This window comes from Streptomyces sp. NPDC002537 (assembly GCF_053594975.1).
In genome coordinates this window covers 63984-81427 of the sequence record NZ_JBSFWT010000019.1, presented here as the reverse complement: position 1 = coordinate 81427, position 17444 = coordinate 63984, and the positions used below count along the sequence as shown (strand labels likewise).

Below are 17444 nucleotides of genomic sequence, written 5' to 3'. Positions count from 1 at the left end.
TGTGACAGTGTCAGAGCGTGACGGCCTCGCCGGGCGCGAGCCTGGTGTGGTCGGTGCCCACGCCGGGCCCGTCGGGGCCGAGCATCCGGTCGTAGACGGGCCGGGCCAGGTCGGTGAGCAGCGCGTCGTGGATGTCGATGGCGCGCCGCGGGTTGACCTCCCGCAGATAGTCGATGACCTCGGAGACCTTGTTCCAGGGGGCCATGACCGGCACCATCAGGGTCTCGACCGGCACCCCCGGCACGGTGAGCGCGTCCCCGGGGTGGAAGACCGAACCGTCCACGAGATAGCCCACGTTGGTGATGCGCGCGATGTCCGGGTGGATCACGGCGTGCAGTTGCCCGTGCACCTGCACGTCGAAGCCGGCCGCGGTGAAGGTGTCGCCCTCGCCGACGGTGTGCACCCGGCCGGGGAAGGCCGCCGACACCTGCTCGGCGACGCTGCGGAGGGTCCACAGCTCGGCGGCCGGGTTGGCGTCGAGGGCGGCCCGCAGCCGGTCCTCGTGGAAGTGGTCGGGGTGCTCGTGGGTGACGAGGACCGCGTCCGCGCCGACGGCCGCGTCCTCCTCGCTGAAGGCGCCCGGGTCGATGACGAGCGTGCGGCCGTCCTTCTCCAGCCGGACGCACGCGTGGCTCTTCTTGGTCAGCTTCATGATCCCCATACTGCTACGCCATACCGCTGCGCGGCGCTACGGCTGGGGAGCCGACTCCTCGGCGATGACGCGCCGCGCCACCACGAACGCGGCGTCCGCCGCGGGGAGGCCGCAGTAGACGGCGGTGTGCAGGAGCGTCTCCTCGATCTCGCCGGGGGTGACGCCGCCGCGCAGGGCCGCGCGGGTGTGCACGGCGAGCTGATCGAGGTGGCCGCCGGCCGTGAGGGCGGTGAGGGTGAGAAGCGAACGCGTCTGTCGGTCGAGGCCGGGCCGGTCCCAGACCCCACCCCAGGCGAAGCGGGTGACGAACTCGTCGTAGCCGGCACCGAAGCCGTCCCCGCCGGCCTCCGCACCGTCCGTATATCCGTCCCCGAGCACCTCGCGCCGCACCAGCACACCACGCTCGTACGGGTCCGCCCCGGGCTCCGGCCCGAGGGCGGGCGGGGGGCCGAAGCCTTGTGCTTGCGCGGGCATCGGGGAGGTGGGTACGGCGGCGGTCGGCTGCGCGGCGAATCCCGGCGGGTTGGAGGCGGTGGCGGCCTGCGCGGCCGGGGACGGGGACGTCGGGTCGGCCGGCACGGCGGCGGACGGCTGAGGAGCCGGGACGTACGGCCCGAATGCCGGGCCGGGTGTGGCCGCTGACCCGGGTATGTGACCGGAAGGCTGCTCCGGCCCAAACGCCCGCGCCGGACCCTGGCCGAATGTCTGGCCCTGCGTCTGGCCCTGCGTCTGGCCCGTGGCCTGCGCATGCCCCGGCGTCGCGCTCGCGACCCCACCCGGCACGGGCCCGGGGAACGACAGGCCCGGCCCCTGGCCGGAAGGCCGCCCGTACCCCGGGATCTCGCCCGGCACGGATGCCGAAGGCAGGTCCGGTCCTCGGCCGGAGGACTGGCCGTGCGACGAACCGGAAGGCGTCACGTGGCCCGGACCCTCGCCCTGCACAGGACCCGAGGACGAATCCGGCCCTTGGCCGGAAGGCGGGATGTGCCCCGGAGCCTCGCCGGGTACCGGCCCTTGGCCGGAAACGTGCGTATGGCCCGGGGCTCCGGGCGCGGCAGACGGACCCGGTCCCTGGCCGGAAGGCCGGAGGCGTCCCGGTGCCGGGCCGGAGGCCACCGGGCGCCAGGTGGCCGTGAAGTGGCGCATCAGGAGATCCGTGACGGCCGCGGGCTGTTCGACCGGGGCGAGGTGCGAGGCTCCGGGGACGACGGCGAGCCGCGCGTCGTGGATGCCCGCGACCAGGACCCGGGCGTCGGCGGGCGGCGCCACCTGGTCCTCGGCGCCGACGAGCACCAGCGCGGGCACGCCGATCCGGCTCAGCCCGTCCCGGACGTCGAAGGCGGCGAGGGCGTCGCACGCGGCGACGTAACAGCCGGGGTCGGTGGTGGCGACCATCTGCACCGCCCAGTCCACGATGGCGGGCTGGGCCGCCGCGAAGCCGGGGGTGAACCAGCGCTCGGGCGCCGAGCGGGCGATCGGGTCCATGCCGCTGGTGCGGACCGTGTTCCCGCGCTGCCGCCAGGAGTCGGGCGTGCCGAACCGGGCGGAGGCGGCGATCAGGGCCAGCGAGGCGAGCCGGTGCGAGTGGCGCAGGGCGAGATCGGCGCCCATCGCGCCGCCGATGGAGCAGCCCGCGTAGCCGAAGCGGTCGACGCCGAGGGCGTCGAGGGTGGCGAGAAGCCGGTCGGTGAGGTCACCGACGGCGGGCGCGGGCTCGGCGGGCGCGCCGCCGTGGCCGGGCAGGTCGAAGCGGAGAACGCGCCAGTGACGGGCCAGCTCCGGTGCCTGCCGGTCCCACATATGCCATGTGGCGCCCAGCGCGGGCCCCAGGACCAGGACGGGGGCGTCCTCTGGCCCGTCAGAGCGGTATTGGAGGGTGTTCGCCGGTGTCTCACTCACCTGCCAGACCCTCTCATCTCTCACGGGCTGCCCCATAACGGGGTTCATGACTGTGCGGATCCGGTGCAAGGCGGCGTTCGCCTGCCGGTCGCCGCCACGGTTGAGGCGACGGTACTGCCGACTGCCCGAGGAACACTCGACGGGACCGACCCCGCGCGGCGCACTCCCGCATCCCCAGCACCGTTCGAGCCGGGCAGCGCCCGCGCCGGACTCCGCGTGCCGTCGTGGACCACTGCGTGCCGGGGCCCAGCACCAAGCCCGTTCACCGATGGCGCGCCGAAGACACTGTTCACCCGCCTCGGCAGAGGCCCGGCCATTTCTCATCACTCACGAGGAGGATCGTCAGTAGGATTGGTGGCATGAGTGAGCCTACCGGCAAGTACTCGATCACCATGCCGCGCGACATCGCGGAGGCAGCCCGGACCCGCAGCGGCCCGTCCGGCCTGTCCGCGTACGTGACTGCCGCCGTCGCCCGCCAGATCGAACGCGACAATCTCAACGAACTCATCACCGTCGCCGAGGCCGACCACGGTCCCATCACCGACGACGAGGTCCAGGCACTGCGTGACCAGCTCCACCGGGCCCGGCAGGAACAGGCGCACGGCGGGGTGGACGCCGCGTGAACCGCTCGCCCGCCGCCCCCGGCGGCACCCTCGTCCTCGACAGCGAGGGACTGGCAAAGGCTGTCCTGCGCGACCGCACGGTCACCGCATGGCTCGCCCTCGCCCGCGCCGACGATCTCCGTGTCATCACCTCCGCGGCCACCCTCGTCGAGGTGGTCCACCCCCGCATCAACCGGCCGGCCCTGGAGTGGACCTTGTCCCGCCTCGTCGTCGAACCGGTCACCGAACCGATCGCCCGCCATGCTGCCGTGCTCCTGGCCGATGCCGGACTGCACGGGCACAAGTACGCCATCGACGCCATGCTCGGCGCCACCGCCCTCGCCGCTCCCGGCCCTGTCACGGCCCTCACCTCCGACCCCGAGGACCTCACCGCCCTGTGCGGCGCACGCGTCACCGTCATCAAGGTCTGAGCCGGACCGCCGTGACGCGTGCCCGGTCACACGAACAGCGCACGCTCACCCTGTGACAACCTTCAGGGCCGGGGGTAGCCGACCGTGCACAGTGCTGCCAGGGCCTGGTCGGGCGGTGCGGTGGAGATGAGGACGGTGGGCACGATGCGCCGCAGGCCCAGCTTCGCGAGGCGCCCTACTACGGCGACAAGCTCGTCCACGAAGCGCTGGGCACGAAGTGGCGCCGCTACCACGACGGCCATTGCGGGTGCGGGCTGAACCGGGTGACGTCGTCCGGCGGGGCGGCGGCCGTTGCCCGGCTCAGCCGAGGTCGCTGGAGTACCAGTTCCAGCTGATCGAATTGTCGTTGTCCCAGACCTTCACCGGCCGGGAGACCGCGTCGTCACGACCGGCAAAGGTGTGCAGCGCGACCTTGTTCTTCCCCTCGTCCTGACCCCTGTTGTAGAGGATGCCCAGGTCGGTCTTGCCGTCGCCGTTGAAGTCCCCGGCCACCAGCTTGCTGCGGTCGGCGTTCCAGCTGCCGGTCGTGGTGTCGTTGTTGTCCCAGGCGCGCTTGGGGGCGTTGATGCCGTCCGCGCGGCCGTAACCGATGTGGAAGGCGGTGTGGAAGTTGCCGGTGCCGTCCTTGCCCTCGTCGTAGAGGATGCCCAGATCGGCCTTGCCGTCACCGTTGAAGTCACCCGCGACCGGCTTGCTGCGCTCCCAGTTCCAACTGCCGGTGGTGCGGTCGTTGTTGTCCCAGGCGCGCTTGGGGGCGTTGATGCCGTCGGCCCGGCCGTAGGCGATGTGGAAGGCGGTGCGGTAGTTGCCGGTGCCGTCCTTGCCCTCGTCGTAGAGGATGCCCAGATCGGCCTTGCCGTCACCGTTGAAGTCACCCGCGACCGGCTTGCTGCGCTCCCAGTTCCAACTGCCGGTGGTGCGGTCGTCGTTGTCCCACACCCGCTTCGGCTCCTGGACCCCGTTGGCGGCCGTGGCGTAGGCGATGTGGAAGGCGGTGCGGAAGTCGCCGGTGTTGTCCTTGCCCTCGTTGTAGAGGATGCCGACGTCCGCCTTGCCGTCGCCGTTGAAGTCACCCGCGACCGGCTTGGACCGCTTCCAGTCCCAGGACTGGCTGCTCCGCCACTGCTTCACCGGCTTGTCGAAGCCGGACCCGTTGCTGGTGAAGGTCCACAGGGCGGTGCGGTTGTTCTTGGTGTCGTCCTGGCCCTCGTTGTAGAGGACGCCGATGTCCGCCTTGCCGTCGCCGTTGAAGTCGCCGGCGACGATCTTGGAGTTGGCCCAGTCCCAGGAGCCCGTCCCCGCCTCGAGGTTGTCCCACACCTTCACCGGCGTGGCGAACGAGCCCCGGTCCGTGCTCAGCAGCGTCCACAGCGCGGTGTGGTTGTCCTTGCCCTCCCGGTCGTAGCCGTAGAGGATCGCGATGTCGGCCTTGCCGTCGCCGTTGAAGTCGCCGGTGGCCTGCCCGGCCGTGCCCCGGTTGGCGACGAAGAAGGAGACGCCCGAGGACGTCGGCCCGGTCTGGCCGGCGTCGTTGACCGCGCGGGCGGTCACGGTGTGCGGCCCCTCCGCCAGGGTCGTGGTGTCCACATTCACGCTGTACGAGGGACCGGACCCGGAAGCCGTACCGACGGCGTCGCCGTCCACGAAGAAGGTGGCCCCGGTCGGCTTCCCCTGCTCCTCGGTGACGGACGCGGTCAGCGTGACCGTACCGCTGAGCACACCACTGTCCTCCGGGCCCGTGACGCGGGTGACGGGCGGGGTGGCGCGCGGATACGGGTCGACGCCGTCGTTGACCAGGCCCACCTTCCTGCTGCAATCGGGCCACTGGCCCGGACCCGCGGCGCGCAGGAGCCGCTCCGCCACGATGATCTGCTGTTCCTTGGTCGCCTTGTGGGGGTAGGCGGCGAACTCCGCGCCGCCTTGGGCGTCCCAGGTGGACTTGGAGAACTGGAGGCCGCCGTAGTACGGGCCGACCGGGTTCACAGCCGTCCAGTCGCCCGTGGCCTCGCACTGGGCCATCCGCTCCCACATCGCCAGGGAGGCGGCGGAGGCGGAGGGGGCGGAGGTGAGGAGAGCGGCGGGGGCGAGGGCGGAGACGAAGGCGGCGGCGACGGCGAGACGCGCGGCACCGCGAGATCTACTGCGCATGGAGGAAGTCCTGTTGGGTGGGAGAACGGGGCACCGCCGGGAGGGATCCCTCGCGGCGGTGCCTCTACGGGGTGTGTGCGTCAGCCGAGGTCGCTGCGGTACCAGTTCCAGCTGCCGAACTTCTCGCTGTCCCAGACCTTGTTCGGGCCCGAGATGCCGGAGGCGTTGCCGAAGAAGTTGAAGAGGGTCACCTTGCCGTCGCCGTTCGGCTGCTCGCCGTTGTTGTAGAGGACGCCGAGGTCGGCCTTGCCGTCACCGTTGAAGTCCCCGGCGACCAGCTTGCTGCGGTCGGCGTTCCAGCTGCCGGTCGAGCGGTCGTTGTTGTCCCAGAAGACCTTCGGGGCCGAGATGCCGTCCGCCGTGCCGTAGCCGATGTGGAAGGCGGCCTGGTTGTTGCCGGTCTTGTCCTGGCCCTTGTCGTAGAAGATGCCGAGGTCGGCCTTGCCGTCGCCGTTGAAGTCCGCCGCGATCGGCTTGCTGCGCTCCCAGTTCCAGCTGCCGGTGGTGCGGTCGTTGTTGTCCCAGACGCGCTTGGGGGCGTTGATGCCGTCCGCGCGGCCGTAGGCGATGTGGAAGGCGGTGCGGTAGTTGCCGGTGTCGTCCTGGCCCTCGTTGTAGAGGATGCCCAGGTCGGCCTTGCCGTCGCCGTTGAAGTCACCCGCGACCGGCTTGCTGCGCTCCCAGTTCCAGCTGCCCGTGGTGCGGTCGTCGTTGTCCCACACCCGCTTCGGGCCGCGGATGCCGCCGTCGTAGGAGTAGAGGATGTGGAAGGCGGTGAGGTTGTTCTTCTTTTCCTTGTCCTGGCCCTGGTTGTAGAGGATGCCGATGTCGGCCTTGCCGTCACCGTTGAAGTCCCCGGCGACCGGCTTGCTGGCCCGCCAGTTCCAGCTTCCGGTGGTGGCGTCGTCGTTGTCCCAGACCTTGGCCGGGGCCTTGAAGCCCTTGCCGTCGCTGATGAACTCGTACAGCGTGGTGAGGTTCTTGCCGGTCGGGGACTGCCCCGAGTTGTACAGGGCGGCGAGGTCGCTCTTGCCGTCGCCGTTGAAGTCGCCGATGGTCAGCTTGATGTTGTCGGCGTTCCAGCTGGTGTTGACCGAGTCGTCGTTGTCCCAGGCGTTGACGGGCTCGTCGAAGCCGTGCCCGTTGTTGGTGAACTTGTAGATCCTGGTGAGGTTCTTGCCGGTCTTCGACTGCCCGAGGTTGTAGAGGACGGCGATGTCGGCCTTGCCGTCGCCGTCGAAGTCGCCCGTGGCGCTGGTGGGGATGGCCTTGTTGGCGACGAAGAAGCCGGAGCCCGCCGACATCGGGCCGGCCTGGCCGCCGGCGTTCTTGGCCCGCACCTTGAGGGTGTGCGCGCCGTCGGACAGCTCGGTGGTGTCGAGCGACATCGAGAACTCGGTGCCGGGGCTGGCGACGGTCTCCACCAGCTTGTCGTCGATGTAGTACTCCATGGCGGACGGGGTGCCGACCTTCTCCTCCGCCGAGGCGGTGAGGGCGACCTGGCCGTCCAGGATGGCGCTGTCCGACGGGCCGGTGACCTTGGCGACGGCCGGGGTGGCACCGGTCTCCTCGGCGCCCGGCTCGGCGGTGACCGGGCCGTCGACTATCTTCTCGTACTTGTACGCCCGGTAGCCGCTGGTGGGGTGCCCCGACAGCATGGACTCGTTGAAGTTGCCCACGTACCGCTGCGTCGGGACGTGCCGGCCGCTCTCGGAGTAGTAGTAGAACGTCTGGGCCGACCGGTCGATCCACCCGGCGAAGATGACGACGTGGCTGTCGGTGTTGTTGAGGATGTCGCCCGGCTGCAGCTCCGACCGCTTGATCTCGGTCGACACGTCGTTCAGGGACCACGTGTTGTGGCTGTCCCCGAGCTGCCAGGCCATGGAGACGTAGCCCGAGCAGTCCTGACGGTAGCGCCCGCCGGTCGCGTCGTCGTAGTACCAGCTGTAGGGCGAGTTCAGCCCGTTCGAACTGTACGGGACCCGGTTGGCCGACCAGTCTCTGGCCCGTTCGAGCACCTGCTGACGGGTCACTTGCCCGCCGGCGGCCGCGCCCTTGCCCAGGGTTCCGGTCGAGGTGACGGACTTCCAGTCGGACTGCACCGAATCGGCGAAGGCACTGCCGGTGACCAGGGCGACGGAGGCGATGGCGGTGACGAGAACGAGGGAAGCGCCGCGCGTGGCGGCTTTGTTGCGAAGCAAGAGGTGTCTCCAGACACGTCGGACGTACGCGTGGCGTACGGGGGTGATGTGTGGGTGGGCAGGCCGAAGAAGGAGGGCATGGGCATGCGAAGGCGCGGCGTGCGAGGGCCGGGTGGGAGGAAGGCGGAACGAAGAAACGCTCCGGCCTCGGCCGGTGAAGGCAACGCGGCGGGTCCGCGCAGCTTGTGCGCGGGAAGCCTGCTGTTCAGCTCAGTGGCACCAAGTACCTGGCGGGGGGTGGGGCATAGGACTCCTGCGAAAAGTGGGCAGCGTGGTGCTGTGAGGGCTGAACCTTGCCCCCGGGTCGAGATCAACTTAAGTGTCGAAATTGAGGCGAAGACCCCATCGAAGAGTGAGCTATGTCACTTTTATGACAACCCGTCGGACGGTCGTCTCCGCCTGTTCCACCTATTCCGCTTCCGTGCGCGGGCCTACTGGTCGCCGAGCGGGTCCTGAACCGGCCGGCCGGACAGAACCGGGCCGAAGCGGAAGCCGCCGTGCCCGCCGCCCCGGCGCCCGCCCGGGTGGCGGGGAGAGCGGTCCTGCTGATCCCGCACCGCGGCGAGGGCCTGGACGAGGCCGCGCCGCCCGGCGGTTACCGCGAGATTCCGGCACCGTGGCGTAACCAGCGGGCCCTCGACGGTAGTTGACGTGCTCGATGCGGACGCGCTTCACGGCGACGACGGTCGCGCTGGAGCATTCGTCCGGTTCATTTCGCCGATCGTCTGCCACAGCCGCAGCGCCCGGCTCCGGTGTTGGCGCGCCATGTGGTGGAGGCCGGCGGCGGCGTCCAGGTCGCCGATCAGTTGCCAGCAGGTGGCCTCGTCCTGGCGGTCGCCGTGCCGGTGGAACAGGCCCGCCGCGCGCTCCAGCGCCGGGCTCGCCCGGTCCCGGTCGTCCTGACCGGCGTGCACGCGGCCGACTTCCAGCAGCGTGTACGCGGCGCACCGCTCGTCGGCCAGTTTCTCGAAGGTGGCCAGCGCCTGCCCCAGGCAGCGCAGCGCCTCGTCGGGATCACCGCGCCGATCGTGCAACCGGCTGAACCGCCGCAGCACGACGGCCACGCGGTGCTCGTCGTCGAGCTCTCCGGCCAGGCGCAGGGCTCCGGTGAACCAGGATTCCGCTTCTTCGAGTTGACCCTGCATGAGTCGCATCACGGCCATGGAGCAGGACAGCTGCGCTTCGATGTGCCGGTCGCCTTCGCCGACCGCGATGGCCAGCGCTTGCTCCACACGTTCGAGTGCTTCGTCGTCACGGCCCTGCACCCGGCTGACCGTACTGAGTGTCGCCACCGACAGCGCCTCGCCGAGCTTGTCCCCACCGTCCCGGCACAGCTCGATGGAGGACTCCAGGGCCCGGGTGGCCCGGTCGAATTCGTCTTGGTAGATGTGCAGTTGGCCGAGTCCGCGCAGCAGCACCGACGCCCCGCGCGCGTTGCCGGCGGCCTCGGCAGCGTCCAACGCGAGCCGGTGCCCGTGCTGCCAGTCCTGATACAGGCACCGGTGGTCGTAGTAGGTCGCCGTGCCGGCCGCCAGCTCCCAGGCCAGCTCGTCCAGGCCCCAGTCCACGGCCAGTTTCACGGCGCCGAGCAGGTTGTCGCGTTCCGCGTCGAACCAGCCGAACGGATCGGCCATGAGCCGGTCCACGACCGCGTCGGGCAGCGATCGGCGCGGTGCCGAACCGGGCGCGGCGGCCAGCAGCCCGCCCGGCAGCCGGTCGGTGCCGCGCCTGACCAGATCGAGCCAGACGGAGAGCACCCGGACGATCGCGTCCCGCTTGTCCGCCGTCGGCAGCGGTGCGGCGATCTCCATGGCACAGGTCCTGATCAGGTCGTGCAGTCGGTAGCGCGGCTCGCCGAGGGCATCGGTGGCGGTCAGCCGCACCAGGCTGGCGTCGACGAGGGTGTCCAGCACTTCTTCGCCGTCCGAGCGGTCCAGCAGCGGGCCGACCACCCAGCCGGGCAGGGTGTGGGCGCCGAGCAGACCCAGCAGACTCAGCGCGCGCACCGCGTCGGCCGGCAGCAGCCGCAGGCTCAGATCGACGCTGGCGCGCACGCTGAGATCCCCGATCCTCAGCTCGGCCAGCCGCCGGGACTCGTCCTCGATCCGTTCCCGCAGCACCCGCAGCGACCAGGCCGGGCGGCCGGTGAGCTTGGCGCTGGCGATCCGGATCGCCAGCGGCAGGTTGCCGCAGCAGTCGAGGATCGCGTCGGCCTCCGCCGGTTCCCGCTCGACCCGCCGCCGCCCGATGATGCCCGTGAACAACTCCCGCGCCTCTGCCGGGCTCAGCACGTCCAGGTCGATGTGCCGGGCGCCGGGAAGTTGCGTCAGCAGAGTGCGGCTGGTGATCAATACGGCACAGCCGTCGGCCCCGGGCAGCAACGGCAGCACTTGACCGGCGCGGCCGGCATCGTCCAGCACCACCAGCATCCGGCGGTCCGCCAGCAACGACCGGTAGAGCGCGGCCCGTTCGGACAGGCTGTTCGGGATCGCGCTGCCGGCGATCGACAGTGCACGCAGCGCCTCGGCCAGCATCAGCGCCGGGTCCCGCGGCTCGTCCGATGTCCCGGCGAGGTCGAGGTAGAGCTGGCCGTCGGGGAAGAGCGCGCTCGCCAGCCGCGCGGCGTGCGTCACCAGGCAGGACTTGCCGACGCCTGGACCGCCCACGACGACGGCCACCGGAGCCCGGTTCGACGCCGACACGTCGAGTGACCGGGCGACCTCGGCCAGCGCGTCGGACCGGCCCACGAAGTCGGGTACATCGAGTGGTAGTTGACGCACCGGCATCGCCATTGCCGAACCGGGGGCCGCCGGGGCAGGGCTCTCCGGTGGCGTGGCCGAGGGGCCATGTGCCGGGATCGCGGCCGTCAGGGCGGGATCCGCGGTCAGGATGCGCTGATGCAGCGCCCGCAGCGGCGGGGTGGGGTCGACGCCGAGTTCGTCGGCCAGTGTCCGGCGCAGCCGCTCGTACGCCTGCAGCGCCTCGCCCTGTCTTCGGCACCGGTAGAGGGCGACCATCAGGTGTTCGGCGACCTGCTCGTCGTAGGGGTGCTCGCGGAGCAGAGCGGTCAGTTCATCGATGACTTCTCGATGACGCCCCAGACCGAGTTCGATGGCCAGGCACTGTTTGTGCGTGGCCGCGCGTTTCTCGTTCAGCCGTGCCGCGTCGATCTCCAGGGCTTGGCCGGGAGTGTCGACCAGGGCGTTTCCGCGCCAGCAAGCGAGCGCCCGCCGCAGCGCGACCGCCGTCTCGAACGGGGTCGTGTGCTGTTCGGCGAGGTGTCGCTGGTGGTCGAACTCCAGCAGGTCGAGCTGTTCTTGAACCAGGTGGATCTCGTAGCCGCCGCGCCGCGTGCTGATCAGGGTGCCGGGTGCTCCGCAGGCGACGAGGTTGCGGCGCAGCCCGGAGACGGCGTCCTGGACCTGGCGGACCGCGGTGGCGGGCGCGTTCGTGTCCCACATCACGGCGACGAGCCGTTCCATGGCGACGATGTTGTTGGCGTCGATCAGAAGTGCCGCCAGCATCTTGGCCTGCCGCGGCCCGTTCAACCGGACCTCGCGCCCGGTGATCTGGGCACGTAACGGCCCCAGCACGCCGAATCTCATGCATCCCCCGGCACGTGAAGATTTCCTGCCGCCCCCGGCTGACCTCACATTAGGACGAATCTAGGACGACCGGCGGACCCGCGTCCATAGCGTCACCGTAGCGGGGCTCACCGAACGGCGGGATGCTCCCGCGGGATCCAGAAGGAGAAGTGTCTTGAACTTGCGCAGAAAGTTTGTCGCCGGCGCCTTCGCTGGAGCCGTGGCACTCGCAGGTGTCGTGGCAGCCACTCCGGCCGGCGCGATCGACAACGTCGGCTGCAACAACAACACCCTGCACGAGTGGAGCCACACCCACGACTACTGCTATGCCGGCGCCGGTGACGGCTGGGCGAACATCTCGGAGGTGTATGCGACGACCTCGGGGAACAGCGGGAGCGTGACCGACATCAGCGTGCACGGGGTCAACTACAGCATCCCCTTGAGCGCGGGGATGGGCGTCAACTACGAGCAGCGCTTTGGGAGCTGGGGGAACGTGTACGGGGTTCACATCAAGTACATCCCGTAGCGGATCACTGCCGGCGGGAGCCTCTGGCGACCGCCGACAGCGGTGTCCACGACGCACTGTGTCACGGGACCTGCCGAGACGAGTCAAGATGAGAAAAACGCATGGAGCGGCTGTCGGACTGGTGGCACTGCTGCTGACCGCCGGGTGCTCGCACCAGGCACCCCGGCCCCCTGCGCCGGCGCTGAGGCCGGTCCCGGAAATCACCTCGGTCGACGCCATCAGTCTGCCGATCGATGCCTATATACCCACCTCGACTCAGATCCTGGCGTTGCAGAAGGCCACCGATGTGGTGTCGGCGCGTTGCATGCACGGCTACGGACTGCCGTATCACCCGCCGGTCATGGAGGGGTTCACCGACTTCGCCCGGCAGAACAAAGCACGCACTGCCCTCTACGGTTTCTTCGACCTTTCCACGGCCCGCAGCAAGGGATACGACAAGCAGCTCGGAATTCCTGACGGCACGTCCGACGAAGTGCCCTACACCACGACGGAGATGGGTGTGCTCCGCGGCCACAGCGCCTCCGGAAGCACTGTGGCCACGTTCAAGGACAAGAAGGTCCCCGCCGGCGGATGCCGCCAGCAGGGCATCGACGCCATCGGAGGCTCACCTCCGGTACCTACCGCCGAAGCGCTTCCGGAGGGAGGTCCCAAGATTCCCTCGGACGATCCGCATATGAAGGCGGTCAACGCACGCTGGGCATCCTGCATGAAAGGCAAAGGGTTCGTGTACCCCAGTCCTTGGGCGGCATACAGCAGTCCGAAGTGGGGAGCCCCTCACACATCAGAGGAAATTGCGACCGCCACGGCTGACGTGGAATGCAAGCTGTCCACCAACTTGGTCGGCGTCGCCGTAGCCGTCGAGATCGCCTACGGCCATCAATACATTGAGGCGCACACGGCTCAACTTGCCGAATTCGAGAAGCGACTTGGCGACCAACTGCGTACGGCCGCACGACTGACGGGCTCCGGATCGTCCTGACTCTGTTCCGAAGGTCGATGCCATTGTCGAGTTTTTCGTTGTCCGCACGTCCCCGCGTTTCCGTGTCCGTCGCCGTGGGCAAGCCCGTGAGCGCGGAGTTCCTGGTGGACGGCAAGTCTCCGTCGGCACCGTTCGGGGCGGCGTCACGGACGATTTCGACAGCGACGGCAAGGGCTTCGAGAAGCCGGTGAAGGTCTGGGACAGCATCGACTCCGGCACCGGCAGCTGGAACTGGTACCGCAGCGACTTGGCCCGAGTGCGCCACGCGGCCGGGGCCCCTGGCGGCCCCGGCCGCGTCCTCGTCTTACCCGAGCAGGAGCAACGTCCGCTCCGCGGCGGCCTTCAGGTGGGTGAGGACCGCCGGGTCGGCGTCGAGGGCGGTGGTCTCGCCGAGCGTGGCGAGGAGTTGGGTGATGCGGTGGAGGGAGTCGCCGGAGAGGTCGACGGTGCAGGTGCCGGCGTCGAGAGGGGTGACGCGTTCGGGGAGGCCCTGGGTGCGGGCGAGGACGGTGTCCGCGGGGGCGGCGACGGTGGCGACGGCCCGGTAGCGGGCGGGCGCGGTGGCGATCTTCGAGGCGACATAGGCGGCGGGGTCGGGTGCGGGCAGTGCGCGTGGCGGGACGCGGTGGCCGGTGGGGGCGGGATCGGTGATGCGGTCGAGGCGATAGGTTCGCCAGTCGTCTTTGCGTGTGTCGTAGGCGACGAGGTACCAGCGGCCCGCGGCGGGGACGAGGCCGTGGGGTTCGACGCGGCGGGGGCCGGGGGTGCCGTGGCGGGTGGTGTAGCCGAAGGTGACGGTCTCGTGGTCGCGGCAGGCGGCGGCCAGCAGGGTCAGGGTGGCCGGGTCGGCCTGGGCGCGGGATGCACTGCCGTAGGTGACGGGTGCGGTCGTGACCTGCTGGAGGGCCGCCACTTGGGTGCGCAGGCGTACGGGGAGGACCTGTTCGAGCTTGGCGAGGGCGCGCAGGGCGGTTTCCTCGATGCCGGTGACGTCGGTGGTGGCGGTGCGCAGGGCGACGGCGACGGCGACCGCTTCGTCGTCGTCCAGGAGCAGGGGCGGCATGGCGGTCCCGGCGGCGAGGCGGTATCCGCCGCAGCGGCCGGTGGTGCCCCCGACGGGGTAGCCGAGTTCGCGCAGCCGGTCGATGTCGCGGCGGAGGGTGCGGGTGGTGACGCCGAGCCGGTCGGCGAGCTCCGTACCGGGCCATTCGCGGCGGGTCTGGAGGAGCGAGAGCAGGCGGAGCATCCGGGCGGGCATGTCGGTCGTCATGTCTCCACTGTGGCCCCCTATGCGGACGAGTTATGTCCTAAAAGGCTCCTAGCGTGGGATTTACCGGAGGGAACGAACCAGACCATTCCCTCGTATATCGCCGAGGAGATGTGTCGCCATGAAGATCGGACTCCTGGGGGCCGGGTTCGCCGTCGCCCACGCCGGCGTCTACGCCGCGCGTCCCGACACCGAGGTGGTCGACTCGGTTTACGGCGATCCGGAGATCGACCTGGTCGATGTGTGCCTGCCGACCGCCCTGCACAAGGAGCACATCCTGCGCGCGCTGGCAGCGGACAAGCATGTGCTGTGCGAGCTGCCCGCCGCCCCCACCGTCGCGGAGGCCGAGGAGATCGTCCGGGCCGCGGAGGCGAGCGGGAAGCGGGTGTTCATCGACATGTTCATGCGGGTGCACCCGGCTGTGCGGCACCTGCACCGGGTGATCCGGGACGGCTCGCTCGGCGAGCTGCGGACCCTGCGCTCGTACCGCAAGGCGGGCCCGGTCTGGGGGCCGGTGGATCTGGGGCTGGACCGGCTCGCGCTGGAGGTGATGCTCTCCGACCTGGACTACACCGTCGCCGCCCTCGGCCGGCCGCGCACCATCCACGCCGCCGGAGTCGAGGCAGGTGACGGGCGGGACGCCGCCGACAACTACGCCGCCGCGATCGGCCACGTCCTGGACTGCCTCACCGACGGCGCCGAGGACACCCTCCTCACCCCGCGGGCGGCCACGGAGGCGCTGCGCCTGGCGCTCGACATCGACCAGGCCCTCGCCCGGTCATGACACCCGCACCGGCTGCCAGGAGCACCGCCATGAGCGACCATCCCCGTCATGCCGAGCACGGCATCGTCATCACCCGTGCCCGCGAGCACAACCTCAAGGACGTCTGCCTGACCATTCCGAAGGGGGTGATCACGGTGTTCACCGGCGTGTCCGGGTCGGGCAAGTCGTCGGTGGTCTTCGACACCGTCGCCGTGGAGTCCCAGCGGCAACTGAACGAGACCTTCCCCACGTTCGTCCGCAACCGACTGCCCAAGCACGAGAAGCCCGAAGCCGACAGCATCGGCAACCTCTCCCCCGCCATCGTCGTGGACCAGAAGCCCCTCGGCGGCGGGGCCCGTTCCACGGTGGGCACGATGACGGACATCGCCTCGCTGATCCGCCTGCTGTTCTCCCGCGCGGGCGCACCCTCGGCGGGCATGTCGACGGCGTACTCCTTCAACGACCCGTCCGGGGCCTGCCCCACCTGCCAGGGCCTGGGCCGCACCGTCCAGCTCGACCTGGACCGCTTCTTCGACACCGGCAAGTCCCTCAACACCGGGGCCCTGCTCTTTCCCCTGTTCAACGTCGGGGGCGTGCAGTGGACGCTGTTCACCCGCTCCGGGCTGTTCGACAACGACAAGCCGCTGCGCTCGTACACGAAGCGGGAGTGGCAGACCCTGCTGCACGGCGGCGCGGACGGCGAAGTGCGGATCGAGCTCGCCACCCGTAAGGGCACCCAGAACGTCGTCTACGAGGGCATCGTCGACCGGTTCAACCGCCTTTATCTCAACCGGGACCTGTCCACGCTCTCGAAGCGGACCCGGGACGCGGTGGAGGATTTCACCGCCGATGCCGAGTGCCCGGACTGTCACGGTGCCCGGCTGAACGCGGCCGCCCTGCGCACGAGGGTCGACGGGCTGGGCATCGCCGACCACATGGCCATGGAGATCACCGACCTGATCGGCGTCCTGGAAAAGGTCGGTCACCCGCTGGGCACCCCGATCGCGCAGGCGGCGGTCGAGGGCCTGCGGCGGATCGACGAGATCGGGCTGGGCTATCTGCACCTGGGCCGCGAGACGGCCTCCCTGTCCGGCGGCGAGGGCCAGCGGCTGAAGGTCGTGCGCAACCTGGGCTCCAGCCTCACCGGCATGACGTACATCTTCGACGAGCCCTCCACCGGCCTGCACCCGCGCGACGTGAACCGGGTGGGCCGGCTGCTGACGCAGCTGCGGGACCAGGGCAACACGCTGCTGATCGTCGAGCACGACCGGGACGTCATCGCGCTGGCCGACCACGTCGTCGACATGGGGCCCGGCGCGGGGACGCACGGCGGGCGGGTGGTCTTCGAGGGGAGTGTGGCCCGGCTGCGGAGGGCCGGTACGCTCACCGGCCGGCACCTGGGCCGCACGCTGCCGCTGAAGACCGAGGTCCGTACCCCCACCGGGCACCTGTCCGTCACCGGCGCGCGCCGGCACAACCTCAAGGACGTCCGCGTGGACGTTCCCACCGGTGTGCTGGTCGCGGTCACGGGCGTGGCGGGCTCCGGCAAGTCCACCCTGATATCCGAGGTGTTCACCGAACAGCACCCCGAGGCCGTCGTCATCGACCAGAGCGCCATCGGGGCCAACTCCCGTTCCACGCCCGCCACCTGGCTGGGGATCATGGATACGGTGCGCAAGCTCTTCGCCGACGCGGGCGGCGTGCCCGCCGGGCTGTTCAGCTTCAACTCGACCGGCGCGTGCCCCGCGTGCGGCGGGAAGGGCAGCGTCACGGCGGACATGGCCTTCGCCGACCCGGTCACCACGGTGTGCGAGACGTGCCGCGGCCTGCGTTACAGCGCCGAGGCGCTCGCCCACACCCTGCGCGGCAGGACGATCACCGACATCCTCGCACTGACCGCCGAGGAAGCCCGCGAGTTCTTCACCGGACGGGGAGAGAAGAGTGTGCGGGCGGCGCTGGAGACCCTCGTGGAGGTCGGGCTCGGCTACCTCACGCTCGGGCAACCCCTGTCGACCCTGTCCGGAGGCGAACGCCAACGGCTCAAGCTCGCCGGGTGTCTCGGCAGTCGCAGCGCCGTCTACGTCATGGACGAGCCCACCACCGGCCTGCACATGGCGGACATCGAAACCCTTCAACGGCTGCTGGACCGGCTCGTCGACGACGGCAACACGGTCATCGTCATCGAGCACAACCTCGATGTCGTCAAGCGAGCCGACTGGGTCCTCGACATGGGCCCGGAGGGCGGTCGGCACGGCGGGCAGGTCCTGTTCACCGGCACGCCCGCCCAGTTGCTCGGGCACCGCACGTCCCACACCGCGCGGGCGCTGCGGCAGGACCTGCGGGGCCGCACGAGGAACAACTGACGCCTCCGGGGCCCGGCTCAGGGCACGGG

At 70.3% G+C, this 17444-nt stretch carries 13 protein-coding genes and 2 pseudogenes; 7 read left to right on the top strand and 8 right to left on the bottom strand.

The window, feature by feature from the left end; genetic code table 11:
- Positions 1-10: 10 nt before the first annotated feature.
- The 3 genes and pseudogenes from ACWD4A_RS11820 to ACWD4A_RS11810 all read right to left on the bottom strand — a co-directional run.
- Positions 11-652 carry an MBL fold metallo-hydrolase gene (locus tag ACWD4A_RS11820; protein WP_451192574.1) on the bottom strand — a complete coding sequence of 214 codons (642 nt, stop codon included), beginning with the start codon at positions 650-652 and terminating at the stop codon, positions 11-13.
- Between the two features lie 36 nt (positions 653-688).
- Positions 689-958, bottom strand: a pseudogene (locus tag ACWD4A_RS11815) (carboxymuconolactone decarboxylase family protein); the annotation flags it as partial.
- Between the two features lie 818 nt (positions 959-1776).
- Positions 1777-2551, bottom strand: a pseudogene (locus tag ACWD4A_RS11810) (alpha/beta fold hydrolase); the annotation flags it as partial.
- A 359-nt stretch (positions 2552-2910) separates the two neighbouring features.
- Here ACWD4A_RS11810 and ACWD4A_RS11805 point away from each other — a divergent pair.
- Positions 2911-3174, top strand: a complete 264-nt coding sequence (locus ACWD4A_RS11805; protein ID WP_451192571.1) for a CopG family transcriptional regulator — start codon at positions 2911-2913, stop codon at positions 3172-3174.
- Complete coding sequence (locus ACWD4A_RS11800) at positions 3171-3584, top strand: type II toxin-antitoxin system VapC family toxin (protein WP_451192568.1); 414 nt, start codon at positions 3171-3173, stop codon at positions 3582-3584. The genes ACWD4A_RS11805 and ACWD4A_RS11800 overlap by 4 nt, the downstream gene beginning before the upstream one ends.
- A gap of 62 nt (positions 3585-3646) precedes the next feature.
- Here the strand turns inward: ACWD4A_RS11800 and ACWD4A_RS11795 are convergent, their stop codons facing one another.
- From ACWD4A_RS11795 to ACWD4A_RS11785, 3 genes are all read right to left on the bottom strand, one after another.
- Positions 3647-3826 carry a hypothetical protein gene (locus tag ACWD4A_RS11795; protein ID WP_451192565.1) on the bottom strand — a complete coding sequence of 60 codons (180 nt, stop codon included), beginning with the start codon at positions 3824-3826 and terminating at the stop codon, positions 3647-3649.
- Between the two features lie 58 nt (positions 3827-3884).
- Positions 3885-5732, bottom strand: coding sequence for a transglycosylase family protein (locus tag ACWD4A_RS11790; RefSeq protein ID WP_451192562.1), 1848 nt, complete (start codon positions 5730-5732; stop codon positions 3885-3887).
- Positions 5733-5812: 80 nt separating this feature from the next.
- Positions 5813-7933, bottom strand: a complete 2121-nt coding sequence (locus ACWD4A_RS11785) for an FG-GAP-like repeat-containing protein (protein ID WP_451192559.1) — start codon at positions 7931-7933, stop codon at positions 5813-5815.
- 497 nt (positions 7934-8430) lie between these two features.
- On the opposite strand from ACWD4A_RS11785, the gene ACWD4A_RS11780 reads away from it, so the two are divergent.
- Complete coding sequence (locus ACWD4A_RS11780; protein ID WP_451192555.1) at positions 8431-8583, top strand: hypothetical protein; 153 nt, start codon at positions 8431-8433, stop codon at positions 8581-8583.
- 21 nt (positions 8584-8604) lie between these two features.
- Here the strand turns inward: ACWD4A_RS11780 and ACWD4A_RS11775 are convergent, their stop codons facing one another.
- The gene (locus tag ACWD4A_RS11775) at positions 8605-11538 is read right to left on the bottom strand and encodes a BTAD domain-containing putative transcriptional regulator (protein WP_451192552.1); all 2934 of its coding nucleotides are present in this window, start codon (positions 11536-11538) and stop codon (positions 8605-8607) included.
- 199 nt (positions 11539-11737) lie between these two features.
- Between ACWD4A_RS11775 and ACWD4A_RS11770 the strand changes: the two genes are divergently transcribed.
- Together ACWD4A_RS11770 and ACWD4A_RS11765 are read left to right on the top strand one after the other, a co-directional pair.
- The gene (locus ACWD4A_RS11770) at positions 11738-12043 is read left to right on the top strand and encodes a hypothetical protein (RefSeq protein WP_451192550.1); all 306 of its coding nucleotides are present in this window, start codon (positions 11738-11740) and stop codon (positions 12041-12043) included.
- Between the two features lie 121 nt (positions 12044-12164).
- On the top strand, positions 12165-13022 hold the full coding sequence (locus ACWD4A_RS11765) for a hypothetical protein (protein ID WP_451192547.1): 858 nt from the start codon (positions 12165-12167) through the stop codon (positions 13020-13022).
- 304 nt (positions 13023-13326) lie between these two features.
- On the opposite strand, the gene ACWD4A_RS11760 is transcribed toward ACWD4A_RS11765, so the two are convergent.
- Entirely contained in the window at positions 13327-14292 is a 966-nt protein-coding gene (locus ACWD4A_RS11760; protein ID WP_451192545.1) for a helix-turn-helix transcriptional regulator, read from the bottom strand.
- A gap of 118 nt (positions 14293-14410) precedes the next feature.
- Between ACWD4A_RS11760 and ACWD4A_RS11755 the strand changes: the two genes are divergently transcribed.
- Both ACWD4A_RS11755 and ACWD4A_RS11750 read left to right on the top strand, forming a co-directional pair.
- A complete protein-coding gene (locus ACWD4A_RS11755; RefSeq protein ID WP_451192543.1) occupies positions 14411-15073 on the top strand; it encodes a Gfo/Idh/MocA family protein in 663 nt (220 codons plus the stop codon).
- A gap of 29 nt (positions 15074-15102) precedes the next feature.
- Complete coding sequence (locus tag ACWD4A_RS11750; RefSeq protein ID WP_451192540.1) at positions 15103-17415, top strand: ATP-binding cassette domain-containing protein; 2313 nt, start codon at positions 15103-15105, stop codon at positions 17413-17415.
- The last annotated feature ends 29 nt before the right edge of the window (positions 17416-17444 follow it).

What these genes read in the sequence shown, in the direction of transcription:
- ACWD4A_RS11820 (WP_451192574.1), bottom strand. Translation starts at nt 652, where the DNA reads ATGAAGCTGACCAAGAAGAGCCACGCGTGCGTCCGGCTGGAGAAGGAC.
- ACWD4A_RS11805 (WP_451192571.1), top strand. Translation starts at nt 2,911, where the DNA reads ATGAGTGAGCCTACCGGCAAGTACTCGATCACCATGCCGCGCGACATC.
- ACWD4A_RS11795 (WP_451192565.1), bottom strand. Translation starts at nt 3,826, where the DNA reads ATGGCCGTCGTGGTAGCGGCGCCACTTCGTGCCCAGCGCTTCGTGGAC.
- ACWD4A_RS11790 (WP_451192562.1), bottom strand. Translation starts at nt 5,732, where the DNA reads ATGCGCAGTAGATCTCGCGGTGCCGCGCGTCTCGCCGTCGCCGCCGCC.
- ACWD4A_RS11775 (WP_451192552.1), bottom strand. Translation starts at nt 11,538, where the DNA reads ATGAGATTCGGCGTGCTGGGGCCGTTACGTGCCCAGATCACCGGGCGC.
- ACWD4A_RS11760 (WP_451192545.1), bottom strand. Translation starts at nt 14,292, where the DNA reads ATGACGACCGACATGCCCGCCCGGATGCTCCGCCTGCTCTCGCTCCTC.
- ACWD4A_RS11755 (WP_451192543.1), top strand. Translation starts at nt 14,411, where the DNA reads ATGAAGATCGGACTCCTGGGGGCCGGGTTCGCCGTCGCCCACGCCGGC.
- ACWD4A_RS11750 (WP_451192540.1), top strand. Translation starts at nt 15,103, where the DNA reads ATGAGCGACCATCCCCGTCATGCCGAGCACGGCATCGTCATCACCCGT.